This is a genomic window from Roseiflexus sp. (genome assembly GCF_057785375.1).
In genome coordinates this window covers 74,744-99,456 of the sequence record NZ_JBYNRX010000074.1, presented here as the reverse complement: position 1 = coordinate 99,456, position 24,713 = coordinate 74,744, and the positions used below count along the sequence as shown (strand labels likewise).

The 24,713-nt window shown below is 62.0% G+C and carries 17 protein-coding genes; 15 read left to right on the top strand and 2 right to left on the bottom strand.

Annotated features, from left to right (window positions below; genetic code table 11):
• Nucleotides 1–36 precede the first annotated feature (36 nt).
• The 15 genes from AC3EA7_RS13315 (at nt 37) to AC3EA7_RS13245 (ending at nt 20,330) form a co-directional block, all read left to right on the top strand.
• Nucleotides 37–1,278: a calcium/sodium antiporter gene (locus AC3EA7_RS13315; RefSeq protein ID WP_488614547.1), complete on the top strand. Its 1,242-nt coding sequence runs from the start codon at nt 37–39 to the stop codon at nt 1,276–1,278.
• A gap of 657 nt (nt 1,279–1,935) precedes the next feature.
• Nucleotides 1,936–2,946, top strand: a complete 1,011-nt coding sequence (argC, locus tag AC3EA7_RS13310; RefSeq protein WP_488614546.1) for an N-acetyl-gamma-glutamyl-phosphate reductase — start codon at nt 1,936–1,938, stop codon at nt 2,944–2,946.
• 489 nt (nt 2,947–3,435) lie between these two features.
• Nucleotides 3,436–4,215 (top strand): acetylglutamate kinase, encoded by a 780-nt coding sequence (argB, locus tag AC3EA7_RS13305; protein WP_488614545.1) that lies wholly within the window; start codon nt 3,436–3,438, stop codon nt 4,213–4,215.
• Nucleotides 4,212–4,727, top strand: a complete 516-nt coding sequence (locus AC3EA7_RS13300) for a GNAT family N-acetyltransferase (RefSeq protein ID WP_488614544.1) — start codon at nt 4,212–4,214, stop codon at nt 4,725–4,727. The genes argB and AC3EA7_RS13300 overlap by 4 nt, the downstream gene beginning before the upstream one ends.
• 12 nt (nt 4,728–4,739) lie before the next feature.
• Nucleotides 4,740–5,900, top strand: a complete 1,161-nt coding sequence (carA, locus tag AC3EA7_RS13295; RefSeq protein ID WP_488614543.1) for a glutamine-hydrolyzing carbamoyl-phosphate synthase small subunit — start codon at nt 4,740–4,742, stop codon at nt 5,898–5,900.
• A 105-nt stretch (nt 5,901–6,005) separates the two neighbouring features.
• The gene (locus tag AC3EA7_RS13290; RefSeq protein WP_488614542.1) at nt 6,006–6,479 is read left to right on the top strand and encodes a histidine kinase; all 474 of its coding nucleotides are present in this window, start codon (nt 6,006–6,008) and stop codon (nt 6,477–6,479) included.
• Between the two features lie 142 nt (nt 6,480–6,621).
• On the top strand, nt 6,622–9,960 hold the full coding sequence (gene carB, locus AC3EA7_RS13285) for a carbamoyl-phosphate synthase large subunit (protein ID WP_488614541.1): 3,339 nt from the start codon (nt 6,622–6,624) through the stop codon (nt 9,958–9,960).
• Nucleotides 9,957–11,165, top strand: coding sequence for an argininosuccinate synthase (locus AC3EA7_RS13280; RefSeq protein WP_488614540.1), 1,209 nt, complete (start codon nt 9,957–9,959; stop codon nt 11,163–11,165). The genes carB and AC3EA7_RS13280 overlap by 4 nt, the downstream gene beginning before the upstream one ends.
• Before the next feature lie 710 nt (nt 11,166–11,875).
• Complete coding sequence (gene argJ, locus AC3EA7_RS13275) at nt 11,876–13,105, top strand: bifunctional glutamate N-acetyltransferase/amino-acid acetyltransferase ArgJ (protein WP_488614539.1); 1,230 nt, start codon at nt 11,876–11,878, stop codon at nt 13,103–13,105.
• Nucleotides 13,086–15,548 (top strand): YfhO family protein, encoded by a 2,463-nt coding sequence (locus AC3EA7_RS13270; protein ID WP_488614538.1) that lies wholly within the window; start codon nt 13,086–13,088, stop codon nt 15,546–15,548. Before argJ ends, AC3EA7_RS13270 begins: the two co-directional genes overlap by 20 nt.
• Nucleotides 15,549–16,095: 547 nt before the next feature.
• On the top strand, nt 16,096–16,269 hold the full coding sequence (locus AC3EA7_RS13265) for a hypothetical protein (protein ID WP_488614537.1): 174 nt from the start codon (nt 16,096–16,098) through the stop codon (nt 16,267–16,269).
• A 284-nt stretch (nt 16,270–16,553) separates the two neighbouring features.
• The gene (locus tag AC3EA7_RS13260; protein WP_488614536.1) at nt 16,554–16,916 is read left to right on the top strand and encodes a DUF2089 family protein; all 363 of its coding nucleotides are present in this window, start codon (nt 16,554–16,556) and stop codon (nt 16,914–16,916) included.
• Nucleotides 16,917–16,926: 10 nt separating this feature from the next.
• The gene (locus tag AC3EA7_RS13255; RefSeq protein ID WP_488614535.1) at nt 16,927–17,298 is read left to right on the top strand and encodes an SHOCT-like domain-containing protein; all 372 of its coding nucleotides are present in this window, start codon (nt 16,927–16,929) and stop codon (nt 17,296–17,298) included.
• Between the two features lie 10 nt (nt 17,299–17,308).
• Nucleotides 17,309–19,354 (top strand): SHOCT-like domain-containing protein, encoded by a 2,046-nt coding sequence (locus AC3EA7_RS13250; protein ID WP_488614534.1) that lies wholly within the window; start codon nt 17,309–17,311, stop codon nt 19,352–19,354.
• Between the two features lie 487 nt (nt 19,355–19,841).
• Entirely contained in the window at nt 19,842–20,330 is a 489-nt protein-coding gene (locus AC3EA7_RS13245; RefSeq protein WP_488614533.1) for a hypothetical protein, read from the top strand.
• A gap of 5 nt (nt 20,331–20,335) precedes the next feature.
• On the opposite strand, the gene AC3EA7_RS13240 is transcribed toward AC3EA7_RS13245, so the two are convergent.
• Both AC3EA7_RS13240 and AC3EA7_RS13235 read right to left on the bottom strand, forming a co-directional pair.
• Complete coding sequence (locus AC3EA7_RS13240) at nt 20,336–22,483, bottom strand: hypothetical protein (RefSeq protein WP_488614532.1); 2,148 nt, start codon at nt 22,481–22,483, stop codon at nt 20,336–20,338.
• Between the two features lie 68 nt (nt 22,484–22,551).
• Nucleotides 22,552–24,597 (bottom strand): CARDB domain-containing protein, encoded by a 2,046-nt coding sequence (locus AC3EA7_RS13235; RefSeq protein WP_488614531.1) that lies wholly within the window; start codon nt 24,595–24,597, stop codon nt 22,552–22,554.
• Nucleotides 24,598–24,713 lie beyond the last annotated feature (116 nt).

The following is a 24,713-nucleotide window of genomic DNA, read 5'->3' as shown; positions in this document are numbered from 1 at the left end:
GGAGGGCAAACCATGGATTAGGTTACGACTCTGCTGATGCTGGCGACAGGGCTTGCGCTGCTCGCGGCAGGTGGTGAGTTGCTGGTGCGAGGGGCGTCAAGCGTTGCGGCGGCCTTCGGCATCTCGCCGCTGGTGATTGGTCTGACGGTGGTCGCCTTCGGGACAAGTTCGCCAGAAATGGCGGTGAGCATCCAGGCTGGTCTGTCGGGCGACCCCGACATCGCCGTCGGCAACGTGGTGGGATCGAACATCTTCAATGTGCTGTTTATTCTGGGCGTCTGCGCCCTCATTCTGCCGCTGGTCGTCTCGCTGCGCCTGGTGCGGCGAGAGACGCTGATCATGGTGGGTGTGTCGATCCTGTTGCTGTTGCTCTCTCTCGACAGGAGGATCGGCTTTCTCGATGGCGCCCTGCTCTTTGCAGGGATCGTGGTCTACATTGTCTGGTTGATCGTGCAGAGTCGCAAGGAGACAGCGGCACGTGCGGCAGTTGCGGATGCGACAACCATCGACGCCATCGCGGGCAAGAGTCCGCTCTGGCTCGGCGGGGCGGCGGCAGTGGCGGCTCTGGCAACCGCTGGCTATGTTCTGGGATGGTTCAGCATAGTAGTAACTGGCTTCGTCGTCGTGGGCGCCGGGCTCTTCATCGCTGGCTCGCTCTTTGGCAAGGGCGGAACGACGAAAGGCGGCGACATCGCTCATCAGGTCGGTTTCATCGCGGCAGGGCTCGGCGTTCTGGCGCTCGGATCTGACTACCTGATCGCCTCATCCACAAGCATTGCCCGCACCTTTGGCGTAAGCGACGTGATCATTGGACTGACAATCGTCGCCGCTGGCACCTCGTTGCCCGAGGTAGCCGCTTTGATCATCGCCACCATTCGTAAGGAGCGCGACATCGCTATTGGGAACGTCGTTGGCTCGAACATTTTCAACATCCTTGGCATCATTGGACTATCGGCGATGGTTACTCCGGGCGGGCTCAGTGTTCATCCGCTCATTATTAGATTTGACATGCCAGTAATGATTGCTGTGGCGGTGGCCTGTCTGCCGATCTTTTTCACTGGCTTCGCCATTGCCCGCTGGGAGGGCGTTCTGTTCCTGGGCAGCTACATCGCCTACGTGCTCTTCCTTATTCTGGTCGCTACCCGCAATCCAGCATTGGAGACCTTTACCAACGCGATGTTGCTGGCGTTGCCGCTGATCGCCGCAACCCTGATCTGGACCAGCGTGCAATTCTTCCGCACCTGGCGCAACACCCGCTCGTCAAAGAGTGGAAGTTAAGGTAACTGTTCACGGTTGAGAGAAACGATGCCGCTCCTCAGGATGCCAGGGCGTTTTTTGATCAACTGGCGAAAAAGTCCGGCAAAATATGCGGGTGAGAGCACATGTCGCCCGGTGGCGCGGTGCGCCGACCCGCCCAGCGACGAAGGTCGCAGGCTGCGAGCAGCGCCCCCCGCCGGGCCTGGTGTGCTCCTGCACCAGGACACGCCGCGCTTGCCTGCAGCGTCTTGCCCAAATGCGGCTTTTGACAATGCGTGAGTGAAGCCTGCACCAGGACACGCCGCGCTTGCCCGCAGCGTCTCCCGCGAGCGCGGGCAGCCCCGCAGGGGCTTGGGCGTCCTCAGCGAGGGCTTCAGCCCGCAGCGCCCCTCTCGCCCGGCGGCTGAAGCCGCAGGCTACGGCGGTTCCCAACAAACCAAAACAGCGCTCCATCTCTCTACTTGACAACCGGAATAATCGGCGCTATGATTACCTTCGCTATGAATCAGACGCCTGACAATCTGCGTACACTGCGTCGCTTCCGTCGTCCGGGTCATGCCGGTCTGGAGGGTTAGCCGCGCGTGCGCAGCACGAGTGCATCGGGCAAGAGAAGCGTCAGCGTGATGATCCACCCTTCGGACAAAAATATAGTCCGAAGGGCTTTTCTTTGGAGGGCGCATGATCCGCGTCGGCATTTTTGGCGCAACTGGGTATGCCGGGTATGAATTGCTCCGCTGGCTGCGACGACATCCGGAAGTGCGCGTTGTGTTCACCGCCTCCGAGTCGTCGGCTGGGGCATCGCTCGCTGATGTCGTGCCTGGTCCCCTCGATGCACCGCTGGTTGCGCCCGATGATGCACCGCTCGGCGATGTCGATCTGGTCTTTCTGGCGTTGCCACACGGCGCTGCGGGAACGATGGCGCGGCGCGCGCGCGCGGCTGGTGTGCGGGTGATCGATTTCTCCGCCGATTTTCGCCTGACCACGCCTGAAGCCTATCGACGCTGGTATGGGCATGACCATCCGGCGCCTGAGTTGCTGCCGGCGCCCTATGGCTTGCCGGAACTCAACCGTGAGGCGCTGCGTGGCGCTGCGCTGATTGCCAACCCCGGCTGCTACCCGACCGGCGTGCTGCTGGGGGTTGCGCCACTCCTGATGGCGGGCGCATTGACCGATCCGCTGATCATCGTCGATGCCAAGTCGGGGGTGTCGGGCGCAGGGCGCGCGCCGAAGCAGAATACGCACTTCGTCGAGGTGAACGAAAATCTCGCGCCATACAATATTGGGCAGGTCCACCGGCATGTCGGTGAAATGCTCCAGGAAGCGCAGCGGATCGCGCGCGGCGTAGCGCCGGAGATCGTGTTCACGCCGCAGTTGCTGCCGGTGAGCCGCGGCATCCTGAGCACGATCTATCTGCGCATCCCGGACGACTGGAGCGAAGATCGGGTGCGGACGCTGTACCGCGAGCAGTACGCTGGCGAACCGTTCGTGCGGGTGTTGCCGGCGGGCGCGCTGGCAACCCTGGCGCACACGACGCACACCAATGTCTGCGCCATCTCGCTGACCCTGGCGCGCCCCGGATTGCTCATCGTCGTCTCCAGTGAAGATAACATGGTCAAAGGTGCAGCCGGTCAGGCGATCCAGAATATGAACCTGATGTTCGGGCTGGACGAAACAACCGGGTTGGCGTAAGGGTCGAGGCGAGAGGCGAGAGGCGAGAGGCGAGAGGTGAGAGGCGAGAGGTGAGAGGCGAGAGGCGAGAGGTGAGAGGCGAGAGGGGAGCGTTGAAAGCGCAACGATACACAAATGCGCAGCAGCTGCAAAGCCCGCCTGCGCGGGCTGCACCGGGCGATGCCGGATGATGTGCTCAAAAACCATTGCTATAAAAAGGCTTAACCACCAAGGACACGAAGCGCACGAAGGTAAATAAACATGAAGTGCATTTCCTTTGTGTCCCTTTGTGACCTTCGTGGTTGCCGCTTTTTGCAGTGAAGTCATATATTGTACAAATGACCGCGCATTAGTACCAGTTCTCGGTTCTCAGTTCTCGATTCTCAGTTCTCAGTTCTCGGTTCTCAGTTCTCGGTTCTCAGTTCTCGGTTCTCAGTTCTCGGTTCTCGGTTCTCAGTTCTCAGTTCTCAGTTCTCAGTTCTCAGTTCTCGGTTCTACAGGAGAGAGGAGATGACAGACCTGAACGATCACCAACCAACGCTGGTGATCAAAGTCGGCGGCAACGAACTCGACGACACAGCGTTCGTTGGCGAGCTGGCGCGTATCGTGGCTGCGCTGCGTCCGTATCCCGTTTTGGTGCACGGCGGCGGTAAAGAAATCGGCGTTTTGCAGGAAACGCTCGGCAGCACCCCCCGGTTTGTCGGCGGGCTGCGCTACACCGATGCAACGGCGCTGACCGCTGCGGAGATGGTGTTGTGCGGTAGCGTCAGCACCCGCCTGGTTGCGGCGCTCATTGCTGCCGGCGCCGATGCGATCGGCATCTCCGGCGTGGATCGCGGTCTCATCCGGGTGGTGAAACAAGAACATCCGGCGGGCGATCTGGGGCGCGTCGGACGACCAACCGCCGTGCGGCGCGAGGTGCTCGCTGAGTTGCTCGGGCACGGCGTCATTCCTGTCATCGCGCCGATTGCGCTGGGGTCGGACGGACCATACAATGTGAACGCCGATGAAGCGGCAGGCGCCGTCGCCGCTGCTCTCGGCGCCGACGAGGTCGTCTTTGTGACCAATGTGCCGGGAGTGCTGGTGAATGGCGATGTGATGCGCCTGCTGACGCGCAGCGACATTGAACGGCTGATCGCCGATGGGACCATCAGCGGCGGGATGATTCCCAAAGTGCGCGCGGCGCTCACGGCGCTTGACGCCGGTGTGCGCGCCGCACGTATTACCAATCTGGAAGGCATGCTCGAACACGGAACCACGATCGTCACGGAAAGGAAACCACACGAATGACCGTACACGTCCGCGAATCGCAGGTCTTTGTCGTGCCGCCGCGCGCGCCGGACATCATTGTGCGCCGCGCTGAAGAGGACGATGTTGACGCCATTGTTGCGATTGTCGCTGAGAATGCCCGTCAGGGTCATCTGTTGCCGCGCAGCGCCGATAACATCCGCGCCACGTTGTCGTCGTGGCTGGTGGCGGAGGTGGATGGCAATGTTGCAGGCATCGGCTCGTTAGTCCAGATGAGCCCAACATTGGTCGAAGTGCGTTCGCTGGCGGTTCTGCCTGCGTATCGCGGGCTGCGTATCGGGCAGGCGATTGTCCGCGGATTGGTGGAAGAAGCGCAGCGTCGCGGGTTTCCAAAGGTGTTTGCGCTGACACGCGCCGTTCCTTTCTTCGAGAAACTGGGTTTTCGCATTACTTCGAAAGAGGACTTCCCTGAAAAAGTCTGGCAGGATTGTGCGATTTGCCCGCTTCAGCATGCGTGTGATGAAACGGCGGTGGTGGTTGAGTTTGAGGGGTGAAAGAGGTCTGGCATGAAACAACGCACACCCGCGATGCTGGCGCTGGAGGATGGCACGATCTGGCACGGATATGCCTTGGGGGCGATTGGCGAGCGCGCCGGTGAGTTGGTGTTCAACACCTCGATGACCGGCTATCAGGAAGTGCTGACCGATCCATCCTATTATGGTCAGATTGTGGTGATGACGGCGCCGCATATCGGCAATACCGGCGTTAATTGCGAAGACGAAGAAAGTCGCCATCCCTGGGTCGCCGGTTTCGTTGTGCGCGCCGCCAGCCCATATGTCTCCAACTGGCGCGCTGCACAGTCGCTCGACGAGTACCTGGCAGAGCATGGCATCGTGGCGATGACCGGGGTTGATACCCGCGCGCTGGTGCGCCACATTCGCACTCAGGGTGCGATGCGCGCCATTATTTCGTCGCAGAACCTGGAACCGGATCGCCTGATCGCCGCTGCACGCGCTGCGCCATCGATGAATGGTCTCGACCTGGTACCGTATGTGACCTGCGCTGAACCGTACCATTGGGTCGAAGGCAATCCGGGGGAGTGGGGTCCGGGTGAGACGCCAGCGCAACGCGGGGAACCCACGTTCCATGTCGTTGCGTATGACTTCGGCATCAAGCGCAATATCCTGCGCCTGCTGGCGGAGCATGGCTGCCGCGTCACTGTCGTGCCAGCCACAACCCCAGCCGCCGATGTGCTGGCACTCAAGCCCGATGGCGTGTTTCTCTCGAATGGACCGGGCGATCCGGCGGCGGTGACGTATGGCGCTCAGGCAGTGCGCGATCTCCTGGGCAAAACGCCGGTGTTTGGCATCTGCCTGGGGCATCAGATTTTGGGTCTGGCGCTCGGCGGTACAACCTATAAACTGCACTTCGGCCACCGCGGCGGCAACCAGCCGGTGCGTTTCAGCGACACGATGCGGGTGGAGATTTCCAGCCACAATCACGGCTTTGCAGTTGATGAGGCGTCGTTGCCGGAGGGGGTCGAGATTACGCATATTAACCTGAATGACGGGTGTGTTGAGGGGTTGCGTGCGCCGGGTCAGAGCGCCTTCAGTGTGCAGTACCATCCTGAAGCCGCGCCAGGACCGCACGATGCACGCTATCTGTTTCGCCAGTTTGTCGAACTTATGGCGCAGGCGCGCAACCGGCGTTCGGCGTCGAGCGGTTGAAGAATGAGGCGATCGCTCGCTGCCTGAAAGCGCCGTTGGCTGACGTTAAACTGTGGTTCATGCGATGCTGCCAGGAGCATGAACCCGACATCAGGGAGAAACGCTATGTCGCTCTACCAGCGCCTGCGACCGTTCTGCCAGCGTTCGCCGGCAGAGCGTGTGCAGATCATGCAGGCGGAACTTGCCGCGCCGCTCGGTATGTTGCGTTGTGCAATTGATGAATTGAGCCGGTTGAGTGCGGATCAGACCGCCTCATTGATGGGAGGTCGATTCGAGGAATTGATCGATGTGCTGCGTGACTCAATGGCACGCCTCGATACGCTGGTTGCTGAAGGCGTTGACCGCTGTGAACGCGCACGTGCGGTCGGCGGGTTGAGCGACCATGAACTGCACGTCTATCGCCATGACCTGCTGACGCCACTCAACAATCTGCGCGGCGTCGCCCGGCTGGCGGTCCGAGTCAGCGATCCCGGTTTGCCAGCGAGTTTTGCGCAGACGACTCGTGATCTGGATACCGCATCCCGTGATGTTCTTGATGTAATCGACGCGCTGACCTCGTCGCAGGAACGAAATGGGTGAGGCGAGCGGCGAGAGGCGCACAGGCAGAGACGTTGCACCGTAACGTCTCTTCTGAACCTGACAGGAGATTGTTTCAGCGTCTTTGGATCGGATTCTGGCGCATGCCACATACCAGGACATCGAGAAGAGAGACAGATTATCAATGCCGCGACGAACTGATATTCATACGATTCTGATCATTGGCTCCGGTCCGATTGTCATCGGTCAGGCATGCGAGTTCGATTACTCCGGCGTCCAGGCGTGCAAGGTGCTGCGCCGCGAGGGGTTCCGCGTCGTGCTCGTCAATTCCAACCCGGCGACGATCATGACCGACCCGCAGATGGCGGACGCCACCTATATCGAACCGCTGACCCCTGATATTATCGAGAAAATTATCGAACGCGAACGGCCCGACGCGCTGCTCCCAACCGTCGGCGGGCAGACCGGGCTCAACCTGGCGATGAAACTGGCGGAGAGCGGCGTGCTCGACCGCTATGGCGTTCAACTGATCGGCGCATCACCCCGGGCAATTGCGCTCGCCGAGGACCGTGAACTGTTCAAGCGCGCCATGCTCGATGCCGGGTTGCGTGTGCCGCTCGGTGAAACCGTCACGACCGTCGATCATGCGCTGGAGGTGGCGGTGCGGATCGGGTACCCGGTGCTGGTGCGTCCCTCGTTCACCCTTGGCGGCAGCGGCGGCGGCGTGGCATACAGCGAAGCGCAATTGCGTGAAGTCGCGGATCGCGGCTTGCGCGCCTCGCCGGTGACGCAGGTGCTCATCGAACAGTCGGTGCTCGGCTGGAAAGAGTACGAACTCGAGGTGATGCGCGACCGGATGGACAACTTCGTGGTCGTCTGTTCCATCGAAAACCTCGACCCGATGGGGGTCCATACTGGCGACTCGATCACCATTGCCCCGGCGATGACCCTGACCGACCGCGAGTATCAGCGGTTGCGCGAAATGGCGAAGATCGTCATTCGCACCGTTGGCGTGGAGACCGGCGGCTCGAATATTCAGTTCGCCGTTAATCCGCGCGACGGCACGCCGCTCGTGATCGAGATGAACCCGCGCGTCAGCCGCTCGTCGGCGCTGGCATCCAAAGCCACCGGTTTCCCAATTGCCAAGATCGCGGCGTTGCTTGCCGTTGGCTACACGCTCGACGAAATTCCGAATGACATTACCCGTGTGACGCCGGCATCGTTCGAGCCGAGCCTGGACTATATCGTGGTCAAAATCCCGCGCTGGGCGTTCGAGAAGTTCCCCGGCGTCGATCCAACCCTCGGACCGCAGATGAAGAGCGTCGGCGAGGTGATGGCGATTGGCGCAACGTTCAATGAGGCGCTCCAGAAGGCGATCCGTGGTCTGGAGATCGGCACCGTCGGGTTGGGTGCGTTTGCCGGGAAACGTCTGAGCGCCGAAACGCCATCGGAGCCATTAGAAGACGACCTGCGCATTCCGACCGCGCAGCGCATCTTTCACGTCGCCAATGCCCTGCGCGCCGGGTGGGACATCGAGCGGATCGCCGCGCTGACCGGCTATGACCCATGGTTTGTGGCGCAGATGCGCGCGATTATCGACCTCGAAGCGGCGCTTGCGTCTCACACGATCGAGACGCTCCCCGCCGATCTGCTGCGCGAGGCGAAGGAAAACGGCTTTTCCGACGCACAGATCGCACTCGTTCTGCAACCGACCGTGCGCGATGGCGCGCCCCACGCTCCCACCGAAATGGATGTGCGGGCATATCGCAAGGCGCTTGGCATTCTGCCGGTCTACCATCGGATCGATACCTGCGCCGCCGAGTTTGAAGCCTATACCCCCTATCTCTATAGCACGTATGCGACATCCGATGAATCGGCGGTGACTGACCGACCCAAAGCCATTATTCTCGGCGGCGGACCCAACCGCATCGGGCAGGGGATCGAGTTTGACTACTGCTGCATCCATGCCAGTTTTGCGTTGCGCGACCTCGGGTACGAGACGATCATGATCAACTGCAACCCGGAAACCGTCTCGACCGACTACGATACCAGCGACCGCCTCTACTTCGAGCCACTGACCCTCGAAGACGTGCTCAATGTCTGGGAGAACGAGTCGGGCATGCGAAATGGCGGAACAGGAACGCCTGTGCCAATGCTCGTGCAGTTTGGCGGGCAGACGCCGCTCAACCTGGCGAAAGGGCTGGCAGCGGCTGGCGTGCCGATCTGGGGCGCCTCGCAGGACTCAATCGACCTGGCGGAGGATCGCGGGCGCTTCAGTGAATTGCTCCGGCAGCTCGACATCATGCAACCGGAGAGCGGCATGGCTGCTGATCTCCAGGCTGCCCGGCGGGTGGCGCAGCGGATCGGCTACCCCGTGCTGGTGCGCCCCAGTTATGTGCTTGGCGGGCGCGCCATGGCGATTGCCTACGATGATGAAGGGCTGGCGCAGTATATCCATGAGGCGACGCAGATCAGCGCCGGTCAACCGGTGTTGATCGACCGCTATCTAGAAGACGCCTTCGAACTCGATGTCGATGCCGTCGGCGATGGCGAGCGTGTAGTGATCGGCGGCATTATGGAGCACGTCGAAGAGGCTGGCGTTCATTCCGGCGACTCGGCGATGGTTATGCCGCCGTACAAGGTGAGCGCCTATCACCTCTCGATCATCCGTGACGAAACGATCCGCATCGGCGAGGCGCTCGGCGTCAAAGGGTTGATGAACATTCAGTTCGCCATCAAGGACGACGAGGTCTATGTGCTCGAAGTCAACCCGCGTGCGTCGCGCACCGTGCCGTTCGTCGCCAAAGCCACCGGCGTGCCGCTGGCGCGGATTGCCGCGCAGGCAGCAGCCGGCAAGAAACTGACCGAACTGGGGTTTACGCATGAGCCGTCACTCAACGGTTTCTTCGTCAAGGAAGCCGTCCTGCCATTCGATAAATTCCCCGGCGCAGCGGTCTTCCTCAGTCCCGAAATGCGTTCGACCGGCGAGGTGATGGGGCACGCTTCGACCTTCGGGCATGCTTTTGCCAAAGCTGAGATGGGCGCTAACCAGCGTATTCCAACCGGCGGCGGCGCGCTGCTGACCGTCAACGATTACGACAAGGGCGCGATTGGGCGCATTGCCCGCGACCTGGTGAAACTCGGTTTTACGATCTACGCCACACGCGGCACGGCGGCATGGCTCCATCAGCTTGATCTACCGGCGATCACGGTCAACAAAGTCTCCGAAGGCTCACCCCACACCGTCGATCTGATTGCGTCGGGCAAGGTCGGGCTGGTGATCAGCACCCCGCTCGGCTCGCGCGCCTATGCCGACGGACAGGCGCTGCGCTCGGCAGCCATCCGCTACGGGGTGATGCTGGTGACGACCCTCACCGGCGCTGCGGCGACGGTCAGCGCCATCAAGGCGTTGCGCCAGAAGGAATTGCGCGTCCGTTCCTTGCAGGAACATTATCGTCTGACGATGACGGCAGAACATCATACAGCGGGCACATCCCTGAAGATCAACAAGGAACAATCATGAGCATCAGAGTCAACAAAGTCGTTCTCGCGTATTCCGGCGGTCTCGACACCAGCATTATCGTCCCCTGGCTCAAACAGAACTACGGCAACCCGGAAGTCATCTGCTACTGCGCCAACATCGGGCAGGATGACGAACTGAGCGGGCTGGAAGAGAAAGCGATTGCGACCGGCGCCTCGAAGTGCTATGTCGAAGACCTGCGCGAAGAGTTTGTGCGTGATTTTCTCTTTCCGCTGCTCCAATCCGGTGCGGTCTACGAACGCACCTACCTGCTCGGCACATCGGTGGCGCGCCCGCTGATTGCCCGCCGTCAGGCGGAAATTGCGTTGCAGGAAGGCGCCGATGCGCTGGCGCACGGTTGCACTGGAAAAGGGAATGACCAGGTGCGCTTTGAACTGACCTATATGGCATTTGCGCCCCATCTGAAGGTCATCGCCCCCTGGCGCGAGTGGAATATCCGCAGCCGTGAGGACGCACTCGATTACGCTGCCGAATATAATGTTCCGGTGACTGCAACGCTCAAATCAATTTACAGCCGCGACCGCAACATCTGGCACATGTCGCACGAAGGCGGCATCCTCGAAGACCCCTGGCAGGAGCCGGAAGAGGCGATGTACACGTTGACGACCGCGCTTGAAGCGGCGCCGCACGAACCGGAGTATGTAATCGTCGGGTTTGAACAGGGTGTGCCGGTGAGCGTCAACGGCGAGCGCCTGGGACCGGTCGATCTGCTGCTGATGCTGAACGACATTGGCGCACGACATGGCATCGGACGCGTCGATCTGGTCGAAAACCGACTCGTTGGCATGAAGAGCCACGGCGTGTACGAGACCCCTGGCGGGACGATTCTGCGAGTGGCGCACCAGGGTCTCGAACAACTGACGCTCGATCGCGATACGCTGCACTACAAGGATGTGATCGCCCATCGCTACGCTGAACTGGTCTACTATGGGCAGTGGTACACGCCGCTGCGCGAGGCGCTCGACGCCTTTGTGCGCGTGACTCAGCGCAACGTCACCGGCGAGGCGCGCCTGAAACTGTACAGGGGGAACGCCATGCTCGTCGGGCGACGCGCCGCGAAGAGCCTCTACAACCCCGATATCGCCAGTTTCACCATGAGCGACAGTTACAATCAGAAAGACGCCGAAGGGTTCATCAAGATCTTCGGATTGCCGGTGAAGGTGCAGGCGTTGCTGGAGGGGCGGTAGGGGTTGAAGGTTATAAGGTTGAAGGTTGAAGGTGGGGCAGGTAGGGGCGTTGCACCGCCACGCCCACGACAGCGTTGCCCGTTGCCCGCGGGACAGCGCACGTAGGGGCGCGCCAGCGGCGCGCCCACCCGACCGTCGCACATCGCCCGTGGGACCGCTATCCGCCTACCCGCCCGGCGACTGAAGTCGCGGGCTACGGAAAGCGAAGCCCGCCTTCGCGGGCTGGACGTGGCGATACCGGATTATTTTCTCAAAAATCATAAGCCGCGGGCTACGGCTGCGAAGCCTGCCTTCGCAGGCTCTACCGGATTTAATTCTTAATGTTCATAAGCCCTTGCTTAGGTCAGGCAAGCCCCTGTGGGGCTGCCACAGGCTCAAGAGCCATTGGCTGCGTGGAGAGATGGCGCAACCTTGTCCGTCATCGCGCTTATTCTTAGCGATTTGGAGCGGCGTCCAGCGTGCGAATCAGCCCCGGAGGGGCTTTCACATTCTCAGCGAGGGCTTTAGCCCGCAGCGGTACGGCAGTTCCTGACACATCATGTCTGCACCCCCGTCACCGCGCAGAGAACCATTGGTGTCTGCACTGCGCAGCGCTTCCGGCAGGGCGGTGTGTTTGGTGCGCACAGAGACGGTCACCCTGGAGTCCTCTCTGAGTTCTCGGTTTGCAGTTCCCGGTTCTCAGTTCTCCCATCAACAGGAATATGACGACAATGTACACCGAGGCAGATATCTTCTCCCTTGCCCCTGGTTTCACGGCGACAGCAACCGCCTGCGGCTTGAAACCGAATGGCGCGCTCGATATGGCGTTGATCGCCGCAGACGCGCCGTGCAGCGCCGCCGGTCTTTTTACCACTAATCGCGTCAAGGCGGCGCCAGTGATCTATGACCAGGACGTACTGGCGACGAATGCAGGGTCTATCCGTGCAGTGGTTGTCAATGCAGGCAACGCCAATGCCTGCACCGGACCGCAGGGCGCCGCCAACTGTCGCGCGATGGCGGAGATGACCGCCGAACGCCTTGGATGCCGCGCCGATCAGGTGCTGGTGCTTTCGACTGGTGTGATCGGCAGGCAACTCGATATGGCGAAGGTCGCGCAGGGAATCGCCGCCCTGACCGGACCGGGCGCGCAACGTGGGGCAGGCGCTGCTGCGCGCGCCATCATGACCACCGACACTCGCCCGAAAGTCGCTGTGCGCACTCTTCCGGTCGCCGGGAAGACCGTCACGATTGCCGGAATGTGCAAAGGCGCCGGGATGATCCATCCCAACATGGCGACGATGCTGGCGATGGTGACCACCGATGCGCAGGCGTCTCCCGCAATCCTTGACCGCGCCCTGCGCTATGCCGCCGACCGCAGTTTCAACCGCGTCAGCGTCGATGGCGACACCAGCACGAATGATACGCTCCTCCTGCTGGCATCGGGAGCGTCTGGCGTTTCGGTGAGCGATGCGTTTGTAGAAGACGAGCTTGCATTCGAGCACTTCGCGGCAGCGCTCACTGAGGTGTGCATCGACCTGGCGAAACAGATCGCGCGCGATGGCGAAGGCGCCACCCGCCTGGTGGAAATCACGGTCAGCGGCGCGGCGGATGAGCAGCAGGCGCACCAGGTGGCGAACGCCATCGCGCGCTCGCCGCTAGTGAAAACCGCCATCCATGGCGGCGACCCGAATTGGGGACGCATTGTGTGCGCCGCCGGGTACAGCGGCGCCGCCATCGCCCCTGACCGGCTGGCGCTCTGGTTTGGTCCGGCGTCGTCGCCGATCCAGTTGGTTGCCAATGGGTTGCCGCTCGATGCCGATCTGGCAGCGGCATCGGCGCTCCTGCGGCAGGACCCGGTCTTCATCACGCTCGACCTGGGGCTGGGCGCTGCGCACACAACGATCTGGACGTGCGATTTCAGCAAAGAGTATGTTGAAATCAATGCGCACTATACCACGTAGGGGTGTGGCAATTGCCGTCATCTGTCTGAGCGCAGTGATTTTTCTCTGGCGTCCGCTCATCGGTGGCGAGGTCTTCCTGCCGCTCGACGCCCTGCTGCACCTGCACCCGTGGCGCTACTCATATGAGCGCGTGCCGGTCAATAACCATATTTCGACCGACTCGATCCGCCAGATCTATCCCCGGCGCCTGCTGACGAACGAAATGGTGCGCCAGGGCGCCTGGCCCCTGTGGAACCCCTCGATTCTGAGCGGCGTCCCGTTGCTCGATGATGGGCAGATCGCCTTTTTCTACCCGCCCAATCTCATCTTTCTCATCCTACCGCTCGATAAGGCGCTCGGCGTCTACGCCTGCGTGCAACTGATCATCGCCGGGTTGGGCAGTTATGCGTTTGCGCGGCGCATCAGGTTGGACGAAGGACCGGCGACGCTGGCAGGCATTGCCTATATGTTCACCGGGCATATGCTCACCTATCTGCCGTTCCCGGAACTTTCGGGCGCGACTGCGATGCTCCCATGGTGTTTCTGGGGCATTGAACGCGCAATACACAGCGGCGCCTGGCGGAGTTGGGCAGCTGCAGCCGCGATGTTGGGGCTCGTGGTGCTGGCGCAGATTCAACTGGCGTTCTACACATATGTGGCGACCGGGTGTTACGCCCTGTTCCGCATCGTGCAGCGCGACGAAGGGCGCACGACGCCGCGCTGGCGCCTGCTGATCGGGCTGGCGCTGGCGTATGCGCTGGGTCTCGGCTTGAGCGCCGTGCAACTGTTGCCCGCAATGGCGCTATCGGCGCAGGGGCAGCGGAGCGACATCGGCTTCTCGCTGGCGCCGCCGGAAGAGCACTTCGGCAGCATGCTGCGGCTCATCTTTCCCGCACTCGGCGGCTTCGAGCGGATCGGACCGCCGCCAGCGTGGGGACCGCCGACCTTCCAGGTTCCTTATCCCTACGTCGGGCTGGCGCCGCTGGCGCTGGCGATCATCGGGCTGGCGCTGGCGCGTCACCGTCTGGCGGCGTTCTTCGGCGTCATGGCGGCGGCATCATTCGCGCTGGCGGTGCGCACGCCGCTGCTCCAGGTCTTCATCGCCCTCATCCCACCATATCGCCAGTTCGAGGATCATACCCGCTGGTACATGGTGTGGGGCTTTGCCGTGGCTCTCCTGGCCGCCATTGCGGCGCAACGGCTGTATGCGCCTGCCAACGCCAGCGCGTGGGAGAGCGCGCCTCCCGGAACAGGCTGGCGCGCTCGCCTGCCAGCCGCTCGTCTCCTGCTCCTCGCTGTCGGCGTGTTCATTGCTGGATGGTCGCTCCACCATCTGGCGCTTTTCACGCCACAGTCGCGGTTCGGTCAGTATCTGACGATGATCCGCACCCAGCAACTGCTTCCGCCACTGATCTTTAGCACCATTGGTCTGGCGAGCATTGTGTTCTTGCGGTTCTACCGGCGCAACGCCGCCGTCGCGTTTGCGCCAGTGATTGCCATTGCTGCGCTGGATATGTGGTGGTACGGCGCTGGATTCAACACCTCGGTCCCGCCGTCGATTGCACAGCCGACGACCGATCTGACCCGCGAACTGGCGACCTATCCGCGTGACCTGCAACTCTTCCACGTCCTCTACCCGCCGACTCGTCAGATCGCGTTCCTGCAAGCGCAACCAGGACCATTCCGCATTCATGGCGCCGACTACGACGCGCTGCCGCCGAACCTGGCGAGCGCGTATGGTCTGGAAGATGTGCGCGGCTACCATTCGCTCTACCCGGCGCGCTACAATCGCCTGGCGCGGCTGATCGACGGCAAAGACTACCGCCGCACGAGCGAGGGGAACGTCAGCCTGCGCGCCTTCCTGACGTCGGCGTATGAACGTCCGCGATTGCTCGACATGCTCAACGTGCAGTACCTCATCTTCCCGCCGGGCAGCACGACCGAGGCGCGCTATCCCGGTCTCGAACTGGTTCACGAAAGCGACGAAGGACGCATCTACCGCAACCCCACAGCGCTCCCACGTGCCTGGCTCGTCTATCGCGTCGAAACCATTCCCGATGACGACGCGCAACTCGATTACATGGCGCGCCCCGATTTCGACCCGGCGACCGTGGCGGTTGTGCCGGACCCGCTGCCCGCAGCCGGACCCGCCCCCGCAACCCCTGATCCAACCCCCACTGTGCATTACACACCGAATGCCGTCACGGTCATCGCGGCGCCTTCCGCACCGGCGCTGTTGATTCTGGCGGACAACTACTACGACGGGTGGGAAGTGATAGTCGATGGAGAGCCAACGCCGATCGTGCGGGCAAACTACGCCCTGCGCGGCGTCTGGCTGCCGCCCGGAACCCACACCGTCGAATTCGTCTACCGTCCGCGCTCATTCCTGATCGGCGGCATGATCAGCCTGGCGGCGCTGGCAATGGTGGCGATCGGGGGAGTGGTGCGGCGATACCGTGGTTGACCTTCCCTGGCGGAGGAATATGCCTGCTTCATCTTGCCTTCGCTTGCCCAACTGCGCCTCGTGAGGCGAGATTTCAGGCACGCTCTCATAGAGCGATCAACCTGATGTTGAACAATTATTGCTCGTATTGACCGTCTTGCGGCTGACGGTGGCTGAGCCTGTCGAAGCCCACGGTGGCTGAGCCTGTCGAAGCCCGCGGTGGCTGAGCCTGTCGAAGCCCACGGTGGCCGCTCCACGTCCTTGATGGTCCAGGTTGTGGGTAATCGCTCTACGTAGAGCCTATTCGAAAAATCGCTGACTGAAGTGCGACCGGGTAGGCGAAGGCATTGCCTTCGCCTACCCAACCTTGAATTGGCAGTACGACGTTGCCGCACGTTTTGACAGAACCAACAAATGCGCCATCATGCAGGTCCTTTCAAATGGATGGTAAAAAATATCTTTCTGTTGATGAAAATTGCCAAAACATATTGACTTTTTCTGATGGCATGATAATATATTGCAAAGAAATGGCCTGAAACGCCATTCAGGTTGAAAGGAGGTGAACGCAATGCCGCTGACCTTTGAGCAATCACTGGACATGGCGCGCGAACGGTATCAGACCTTGCTCGCCGAGGTGGCCGCCGCGCGGAAGGCGCAGCAGGCGCGCACCGTCCCCGCCCGTTGCCCTGCACGACTCGCTGACACAGGGTGGGGCGAACCGGCGCGCGCCGCTGGCGTGTGATGGTTGGTAACGGTGATGGAGTTTGATTATTCGGCTATCCGCCTTGTAGCCCGGCGACTGAAGTCGCGGGCTACGGGAAGCGAAGCCCGCCTGCGCAGGCTTGACCGGGCGATACCGGATTATGTTCTCAAAAACCACAACAGTTACGGTATTTCTTACAATGCTCGTCCTTGCGCATTGCCGGATGCGCAAGGGGCGTTGGCTTCGGCAGGCTCAGCCCACGCCTGCTGCAAGGACGTCGCTCGTCACTTATCACTGACCTCTGAAGACAGGAGATGCCACCTATGAACCCCCTCCTCACCATATGCCCGGTCTGCGGTGAGGCATTGCACGTCACTCGCCTGGAGTGCGACGCATGCCACACCGCGATCGAAGGGCGCTTCGCGCTTGGTCGCCTGGGGCGCCTGTCGCGCGAGCAAGTGGAGTTTGTCGAGTTGCTCGTTAAGAACCGCGGCAATATCAACGGCGTCGCCAGCGACCTCAAAGTTGCCTACAACACGGCGCGCAGCCGACTTGACGACATCGTCGCTGCGCTCGGGTACGGTCCGCCAGCGGAAGAGGCGCGCCCTGACCGGCGCGCCATTCTCGACCGCCTAGCGGCGAAGGAGATTTCGGTCGAGGATGCGCTGCGGTTGTTGAGATCGTAAGGAGCATCGTATGACGACGACCGATGATCGTCTGCGCATCCTGCGGATGATCGAGCAGGGGCAGATCTCTGCCGAAGAAGGAGCGCGCCTCCTCGAAGCCATCGCTGATGAAACAGCGCGCGCCCGCGCCCGAGCTGAAGCGCGCACCCGTTCGCTGCGCGTGGTGGTCACCGACCTGCACTCGCGCCGGCAGAAGATTAATGTCACTATCCCCGCCGGTCTGGTAACCGTCGGTCTCAAGTTGGGCGCGCGCCTCCTTCCACGCGACGCCAGCGTGACGAACGACGATGTGCTGCGCGCCATCGAGCGCGACGCGCCAGGACGCATCTTCGAGTTGCAGGACCTCGAAGAAGGGGAGCGTATCGAGATTTTCGTAGAATAGGAGCAAGAGAATGCCAGCCAAAAACATATCTGTTGGTGATGCGCCGCGCATCCGTTTTGATCGCTGCACCGGCGCACTCCGCGTCGAGCCGGGCGAATCCGGCGTGGTGGAGGTCTGGACCGAAGAGGAGTGTGAAATTGCGCTGGAACGCGATGAACAGGACATCGTGATCGCTGGCGACATCGAGGGCGACATCCGTCTGCGCGTACCAGCGACCGCAACCGTTTCCGGTGGAACCGTCGAAGACGCTGTTCTCGTGACCGGGATTGCGTCGTTCACCCTCGACTCTGCCGAAGACGATGTGCGGATCGAAGGTGTCGGTGGAATGGTGACGCTTGGTAATATCGAGGGTGATCTTGCCGTCAATCGCGCTGCGGCGTTGAGCGTCGGCGATGTAGAGGGAAATGTACAGACGGCAGCAGTGGATGAAGCCGTCGTGGTGCGCCGGATCGAGGGCGATCTGATGGTCAGTAGCGTCGGTTCGCTCGAGGTGCAGTATGTCGATGGCGATCTGCGCGTGGCGGATGTACGCGGCGAAGCGTTGTTCGAACGCATTGCCGGTGATGCGCTGGTCGAGCGGGTCGGCGGTCTACGCGTTGCTGAAGCCATCGACGGTGATGTGCAGATCAACCGGTCTGGCGTGGTGGTGCTGAACGATGTCGCTGGCGACATCGGCGTCGATGAGGTGCAGAGTCTTGCGATTGGCGCAATTGCTGGCTCGCTGCACGCCAGCAGCGTGGCAGAGGTCGTGCGCTTCCGCGATCTGGACGGCGACCTGCGCCTGCGCCGGAGTGATCGTGCTGCTCTCGAAGGGGGGAGCGTCGGCGGTGATGTGCGGATCGATCAGGTGCGTAGCGTGAAGCTTGGTTCTATTGGCGGCGATGCGGATATGCGCGCCATCAGCGGCGATCTCAGCATCGGCAGCATCGGCGGCGATGCTGCCTTCATCGACATTGGCGGCGCACTGAACGCCGGCAGCATCGGCGGCGACCTGACGCTGCGCAATGTGACGAGCGCAACCCACATCGGGCATATCGGCGGCGACCTGGCGTTGGCGATGCGCTTCCCGCCCGATAGCGTCACGAAACTGAATGTCGGCGGCGATGCGCGGATCGAATTGCCGCCCGACGCCAGCCTGACCGTGCGGGCAACCGTCGGCGGGTCGGTGCGCGGTTCGGGCGTGACCGCCGGTAGCGGGATGTTCAGCGCAGTGTACGGCGAGGGGGCGGCGTTGCTCGAACTGTTCATCGGTGGAGACCTGTCGCTGCGTGGACCAACGCCGCGCAGCAGCAGTTCCATGGGCGAAGGCGCTGCCCGGTCTGCCGGCGCCGGACGAACGCCTGATGACGACATTGGGCGCTGGGCGGAGCGGTTTGCCGAAGAAATGGGACGCTGGGGCGAGCAATTTGGTCGGGATATGAGCCGCTGGGCAGAGGAGTTCAGCAGAGAGATGGGCGGGCGCAGCGACGAATGGGTGCGCCGCTCGCAGCGCAAAGCCGAGCGTCTGCGCCAGCGGATCGAGCGCGAGATGCGTGAAGCGACGGAACGCGCCCGCGAAACCGCGCAGCACGAAGGGCGTCCCCGCGAAGTTCGCGTGCGTATCAACGACCGTGAGTGGCGCTTCGATAAAGAGCGGCTGGAACGGATGAAGCGTGAAGCCGCTGCGGCCGCGCAGGCCGGGATTGTTGGCGCACTCGAGGCGGTGGAACGCGCACTCGAGAGTATGGGCATCCCGCGGACGCGACCACCGGCGCCGCCACACCCGCCGCACCCGCCGGAGAGTGCGGGCATCCCGCGTCCTCCGACGCCGCCACTTCCGCCCGAAGCGGCAACGGGTGTCACGACTCGGATCCATGTCGAGCAGGTTGCCGGCGAACCTGAGCCTGCTGCGGTGGAAGAAACGCCGGCGCCGCCAGAGGGGGCCACGCCATCCGATGTGACGACTCAGCCGTCCGGGACAACCCTCGAAGAGCAACGCGCTGCCATCCTGCGCATGGTCGCCGAGGGACGCATTACGCCCGAAGAAGCCGATCTGCTGCTTGAGGCGTTGGGGTAGGGGACAGGAGAACCAAGAACCAAGAACCGAGAACCGAGAACCAAGAACCAAGAACTAAGAACTAATAGGAAGATCGATCTCAACCTCGACAATCAGCACCCGTGGAGCGGTTGGCGTTGGCTGAGCCTGTCGAAGCCAACGCCGATCACGAGATTGCCCAATATCTGGTTGATCTTCCTACAAGACCTGATACTCATGCGCGGTCATTCGTACAATACTGTTGATGCACGGTGCTCGTTGCGCGACGCGAACCGGCGCTCGAATATCTTGCATGACTGACCACCGTTGAGTGTGAGAATCAAGAACTGGGAATTACTCCCCACCTTCAACCTTCCCGCCTTCAACGTGCAACGGTTAACAGACGCCGCTGCCCCCTCTCGCTTCTTTCCTCGCACCTCATTGTTCGTCATTCATCACTCACCCCGCCTCGCATGCCTTTCCGCACTGCAAAGTGGTATAATGATCGTGCAGGTTGCAGGAGCACGTTATGGATGCCTACATGTCAGATGATGTCAGTGCCGAGCTGGAGCGACTGGCGGAGGAGCAGATCATCGACCTCGACGCCGACGCTGAGGATCGCTTCCGGCGCGGTCGGCAGCGTCGTGCTCGCGTCGCAACCTTGTATGCGCAGGGGAAACTGCAAACCGAGCGCGACTTTTACCATGCCTCGCTGGTGATGCTCTACGGCGAAGAACCGGCGCACTGGGAATTGGCGCGCCTGCTGGCGCGCCGCGCGGCGAACCTGGGCGATCCGCGCGCATGGTCGATTATTGCCGCTGCCTGGGATCGATCATTGCTGGCGCGCGGGCAGCCGCAGCGCTTTGGCACACAATTCATCCGCGAAAATGGACGGTGGACGGTCGGGCGTGTCGATCCCGCCGTCACCGACGCTGAACGCGCCTTCTACGGCGTGCCGCCGCTCTGGGTGCAACGGCAGGCCGCCGAACAACTGCAACGTCGCGAAGAGAACCGGTGATACGCTCAGCGACGTGGTGCGCCAGCAGCGAAGAATGCGCGTTGCTCCTCATACCGCTGTGGCGTCACAACATCGAGCGACGCCAGCACCTTCAGCAACTCGGCTCGTGTGTACCCCTGCGCCTCTACTTGCGCAACATATTCCCTTAGAGGCGACCGTCTCTCTGCGAGAGTCGCCCAATACGTCCGTGAATATGCGTCGCCGCCATCTCCAGGCGCTCCCCATAACGGCGACTCTCCATCGACGACAATCGCCTGATAATTCCAACGGAGACCTGGACGCAGCCAGACCCCATACGCTCCCACACGAACCCGATCAACATCGGCGTTGATGAACTCGTCCAGCGCCTGAACGTCAGCAGCAGGCAGCACCCTGATGCTCAACCGTCGCCCTGAACCAATGTAGATCGCAATGTGCCCGCTGCCAACATACCATGCGTCGTCATCAACGCTCCACGCGCCGCGCGCCAGGATTGCCTCGACGGTATCAGGCGGCGGGTCGGGGAGCACGATCATCTCACGCATCGCCTCTTCGAGTGGAATGATCACCTCCGGCGGTACAAGCGGAAGATAGGGCGAGACAATCTCGTCCCGCGCGGTGAACGTTCCCCGACCATTCCACGCAAATGCAATGCCAAAAATTCGCGCTTCCTCGCGCGGATCCACTTCGCGCCCGCCGTCAAATGTCCAGACTGTGCGGCTCACCTGCTCGCCCTCAGATGGACCGATCAGTTCACGGATTTCGCGCAAGGAACCGGTCGCTCCATCGATCGCCAGCAGAATCGTGGCGCTTGTGTCGCCAGCATTGGGTGCATCGGGAGGGAAACCAAGCAGGCTTACGCCGCGAAATCCGATCACCTCGACCTGTGTGCCGTCGTCAAGGTGCTGTCGTCCCCAACTCTGCACCTCTGCCGTGCGCGCCTGCGCCAGATAGAGGCGCGGCGTCGCCCACGCTCCGCTGTTCAACCGCGCCCCTAACAGACGCTGCCGCATGTCAGGGTCGGCATTCGCCTGAATGCCCTGTGAGTCTTCGCCCGCGAACGGCAGTCCCAGCGTTGCGCTGTAGGCTGGCGCGACTGCGTACCACGCTTGATCCCGGCTATCGGCCAGTTGAAATTCGTAGGGAGCGCCCCCCTGCTGATGAACCAGCTGGATGCGGTGCTGCCCGGTCTCGCGGTCGATCCAGAGATCGCCGCGCAGGTTGGCATACGTCTGGTCGACAAACGTCCAGCGAATGAGATACCTGCCCTGCCAGCTTCCCTCACCAGGCGATGGGGTATACAGGGTCTGCTCCACGCGTGCGAGCAATTCGCGGGGCGAATAGGCGGGAACAGCGGGAACGGACGACTCCTCCGCCTGCCCGCGGGGCCAGACGATCAGTACGATCAGGAATAGCACTGCCAGTGGTAGCAACGCACGACGCGACCAGCGACTTTCGATCAGGCGCCGTCCAATTGGACGCGGATCATGACGCGCTGCGGCGATTGCCTGTGCCGCAACGTCTTCCGGCAGCCGACATGGGCGCAACGCATCGCGCAGCGTCTCTTCCACGTGCATCGCCAGTCGCCGCCAGTTGCGCGCCGCCTGCCGGCACGTCTCGCAGAGCGCCAGATGCCCGCGCACTTCGGAACGCTCGGAGGCGGCCGTCAGGTCGAGGATCAGCGCCGCTCGCGTTGCCCGACATTCTTCGGGCGCCTGATCGGGATCGAAGCGTGATGGATCGATCTCAGGATCAATGGCCGGCAACGACGACAACAGCGCATCCCTCACCAGCGCGCGCCACTCTTGCCCGGCAATGGCGTATGCTGAACGATCCGCGCCATCGAAGGCATGCAGCACCGTCATCCCCAACGCGAACCGTTGTGCATCTGGTAGGCGCGCAATTGCAGTAAGCAACGGCGCGGCCTCGGGCTTGACGTCAGGCGCAGTCGTCCAGCCAGGTGATGCGTTGCGGCGCAGCGGGTTGTGTCGTGTGTATGCATGTTCGAGCAGGGCGCGCGCCACTTCGAGCACATCGGCAGGGTTACGATCACGAAAACGGCGGGCGACCCGCTGCGTGAGCGCATTCGCTGCGGTTGGATCGGGCGTCAGCAACACCGCAAGGCGATAGAGATCGTCGCCGTGCTGACGTATGATCTGTTCAAACGAATCCACGTCTGTTTCTTTGCGCCTTCGCGCCTTTGTGTGAGAGATGCCTGCAATGCAGAACCGTTGCAACGGCGCTACGGACCGACGACCACGGTATGTTCCGCCTCCGTCTCGTTTCCCGCGCTGTCACGCGCCGTCATGCGAATATGGTATGCGCCGGGTGTGAGGTTATCCAGCATCAACGCCTGCCCTGCATCCGCAGGTGTGCCGTTGACGCTCCAGCACAGATCCGCGATAGCGCCATCCTCGCGGTCCGAAGCCCGCCCGTAGAGGAGCAACGGCGCGCCAGCTGGCAGCGTGGCAGGTCCATCGATCCACGCCTGCGGCGGAACGTCAATTGCAGCAACCGTTGGCGCTCCATTGACGGTGAGCGTGGCGCCGCCAGATGGCACGACCTCGAATCGTCCCTGCCCGCCGCCAGGGAGCGTCTGCGGATCGATGACCAGTCGCCCGCCGACCAGATCAACGCCAAGGGTCGTCCAGTGCACGTCGTCGTGCGTGTAACGCACGAGCACTGGTACAGTCGCATTCGACCAGGAGAGCACCCAGAAGGCGTTCTCCTGCGCAAGCGCTGCCTGAGTGACTGCCGGCGCTGCGCCATTCCTGATCGATCGCTCCGCGATCACGACGCCATCGCGCACCAGACGCACCCGCATCGCTATTCCCGCCGGCGCAGGCACGATGGCGATCACCGAACGATAGGTATGGTCATGGTCGTGATGCACCGGCGCCTCGCCGTAATAATACGGTCCTTCGGCTTCGACGGCTGTGACGGTGTGAGAGGCAAGCACGGTTCCGGCGGCGTCCAGCAATTCGATAGTATACTCGCCGGACTGCGGCGCGTCCAGGGCAACATGGTCGAGGGCGTACACCGGTTCCAGCGTAGCCGAACCATCTTCCGCCAACACAGCGCGCACCAGATACCCGGTTCCAACCGGCGCAACGCTGGCGCCATAGACGCGCTGATTGTTCAACAGCCCCTGGTAGGTGAAATCCGAGACCCACTGCGGTCGGCAGTAACTCATCAAGTCCTTCGTGTTATCTGGTGCGGTTGAGGTCCAGACGCGCGCGCGGCTGATATCCAAACCATACACATCTGGTCCAATCGAGCCATTCGCATAGGGAAAAGGTTGCCGTGGATCGCCGCTGACGCCGCATGGCGCGTGGTAGCGCCCCAGGTTGTGGCCGATCTCGTGCGCCGCTAATTGACCGGCAGCATCCGCAGCGCTGGTCAGATCAAGTCCCAGCGAGGCGCGCAGGCCAATCCAGCCAATGCCGGCGATGCCGCTGCTGAACCAGCGGTCGCTGCCGTTTGCAATCGGTATCAGACCGTAGTACACCCGCGAGGATCGCGCACCATCACCCTGCTTGACTGACGTGATCACGTTGAGGAGGCGCTCCCATTCAGCGCCGCTCCGCAGATCGCCGGTGAACGATAGTGGCGCACACAGCCGCACGTTGACGCCGTTGATCGGGTAGGCGCGCATGATCCAGTCGCTGACGGTATCGCGCGTCGGCGCCGGGTACGTGCGTCCGTTCGGCGTATGCGTATACTCGATCGGCACAATTGTCAGATCGAGCTGCGGCACTGCCAGAAATTCCAGTGTGCGCGTCAGGCGATTATTTGACTCGTTCAATTCCACGATCCGGTTGTTGGGATCAACGACAACGCTGACTTGCACATTTCCCGACAGCCATTCAGACGGAAGGGCGATATTGAAACTGCTGGCGTAGTTCGCGCGTGAAGCGCTGGTTGTGACCGTTCGTGGACCCGAGCGGCGCGGCGAACCGGGCAACGGCGCGCCGTTGCGCGTTGCTGAAGCCTCCACAACCACATCGGACAGTTCCGCCGCACCGGATACGGTCACATACACCCGCATCACGGTCGCGCGTCCGGTAACCAGCGGCACGCTGTTACTGCTGTTCTGCACCGATTGGGTGATCTCGACCTGGTTGAGAACCAGATCGACCGCCGCGGGGCGCGTGACGAATGGGAGATAGACCGATGCGCCAGATGCGGGATATGCCACATCCGCGCGCACCGGCGGATTGCTCAATGTCAGTAGCAATCCAGGCAGCGCGATCAGGATCAGCGCCAGGAATGAACGACGTGAATGCATGCAGGTTCCTCTCTTCTTGCTCGGTTTGGTATGGGGCATGCGGGTTTGAAGCGTTGCGTAGAGGTTTCTGCCAGGAATGAGCGCACAAGAGCGCTCATTCAGAACCGGCGGGTGGT

Coding starts and splice junctions, on each gene's coding strand:
- AC3EA7_RS13245 (WP_488614533.1), top strand. CDS start 19,842: ATGGATGCCTACATGTCAGATGATGTCAGTGCCGAGCTGGAGCGACTG.
- carA (WP_488614543.1), top strand. CDS start 4,740: ATGAAACAACGCACACCCGCGATGCTGGCGCTGGAGGATGGCACGATC.
- carB (WP_488614541.1), top strand. CDS start 6,622: ATGCCGCGACGAACTGATATTCATACGATTCTGATCATTGGCTCCGGT.
- AC3EA7_RS13280 (WP_488614540.1), top strand. CDS start 9,957: ATGAGCATCAGAGTCAACAAAGTCGTTCTCGCGTATTCCGGCGGTCTC.
- argJ (WP_488614539.1), top strand. CDS start 11,876: ATGTACACCGAGGCAGATATCTTCTCCCTTGCCCCTGGTTTCACGGCG.
- AC3EA7_RS13290 (WP_488614542.1), top strand. CDS start 6,006: ATGTCGCTCTACCAGCGCCTGCGACCGTTCTGCCAGCGTTCGCCGGCA.
- argB (WP_488614545.1), top strand. CDS start 3,436: ATGACAGACCTGAACGATCACCAACCAACGCTGGTGATCAAAGTCGGC.
- AC3EA7_RS13255 (WP_488614535.1), top strand. CDS start 16,927: ATGACGACGACCGATGATCGTCTGCGCATCCTGCGGATGATCGAGCAG.
- AC3EA7_RS13235 (WP_488614531.1), bottom strand. CDS start 24,597: ATGCATTCACGTCGTTCATTCCTGGCGCTGATCCTGATCGCGCTGCCT.
- AC3EA7_RS13270 (WP_488614538.1), top strand. CDS start 13,086: ATGCGCACTATACCACGTAGGGGTGTGGCAATTGCCGTCATCTGTCTG.
- AC3EA7_RS13315 (WP_488614547.1), top strand. CDS start 37: ATGCTGGCGACAGGGCTTGCGCTGCTCGCGGCAGGTGGTGAGTTGCTG.
- AC3EA7_RS13300 (WP_488614544.1), top strand. CDS start 4,212: ATGACCGTACACGTCCGCGAATCGCAGGTCTTTGTCGTGCCGCCGCGC.
- AC3EA7_RS13265 (WP_488614537.1), top strand. CDS start 16,096: ATGCCGCTGACCTTTGAGCAATCACTGGACATGGCGCGCGAACGGTAT.
- AC3EA7_RS13250 (WP_488614534.1), top strand. CDS start 17,309: ATGCCAGCCAAAAACATATCTGTTGGTGATGCGCCGCGCATCCGTTTT.
- argC (WP_488614546.1), top strand. CDS start 1,936: ATGATCCGCGTCGGCATTTTTGGCGCAACTGGGTATGCCGGGTATGAA.
- AC3EA7_RS13260 (WP_488614536.1), top strand. CDS start 16,554: ATGAACCCCCTCCTCACCATATGCCCGGTCTGCGGTGAGGCATTGCAC.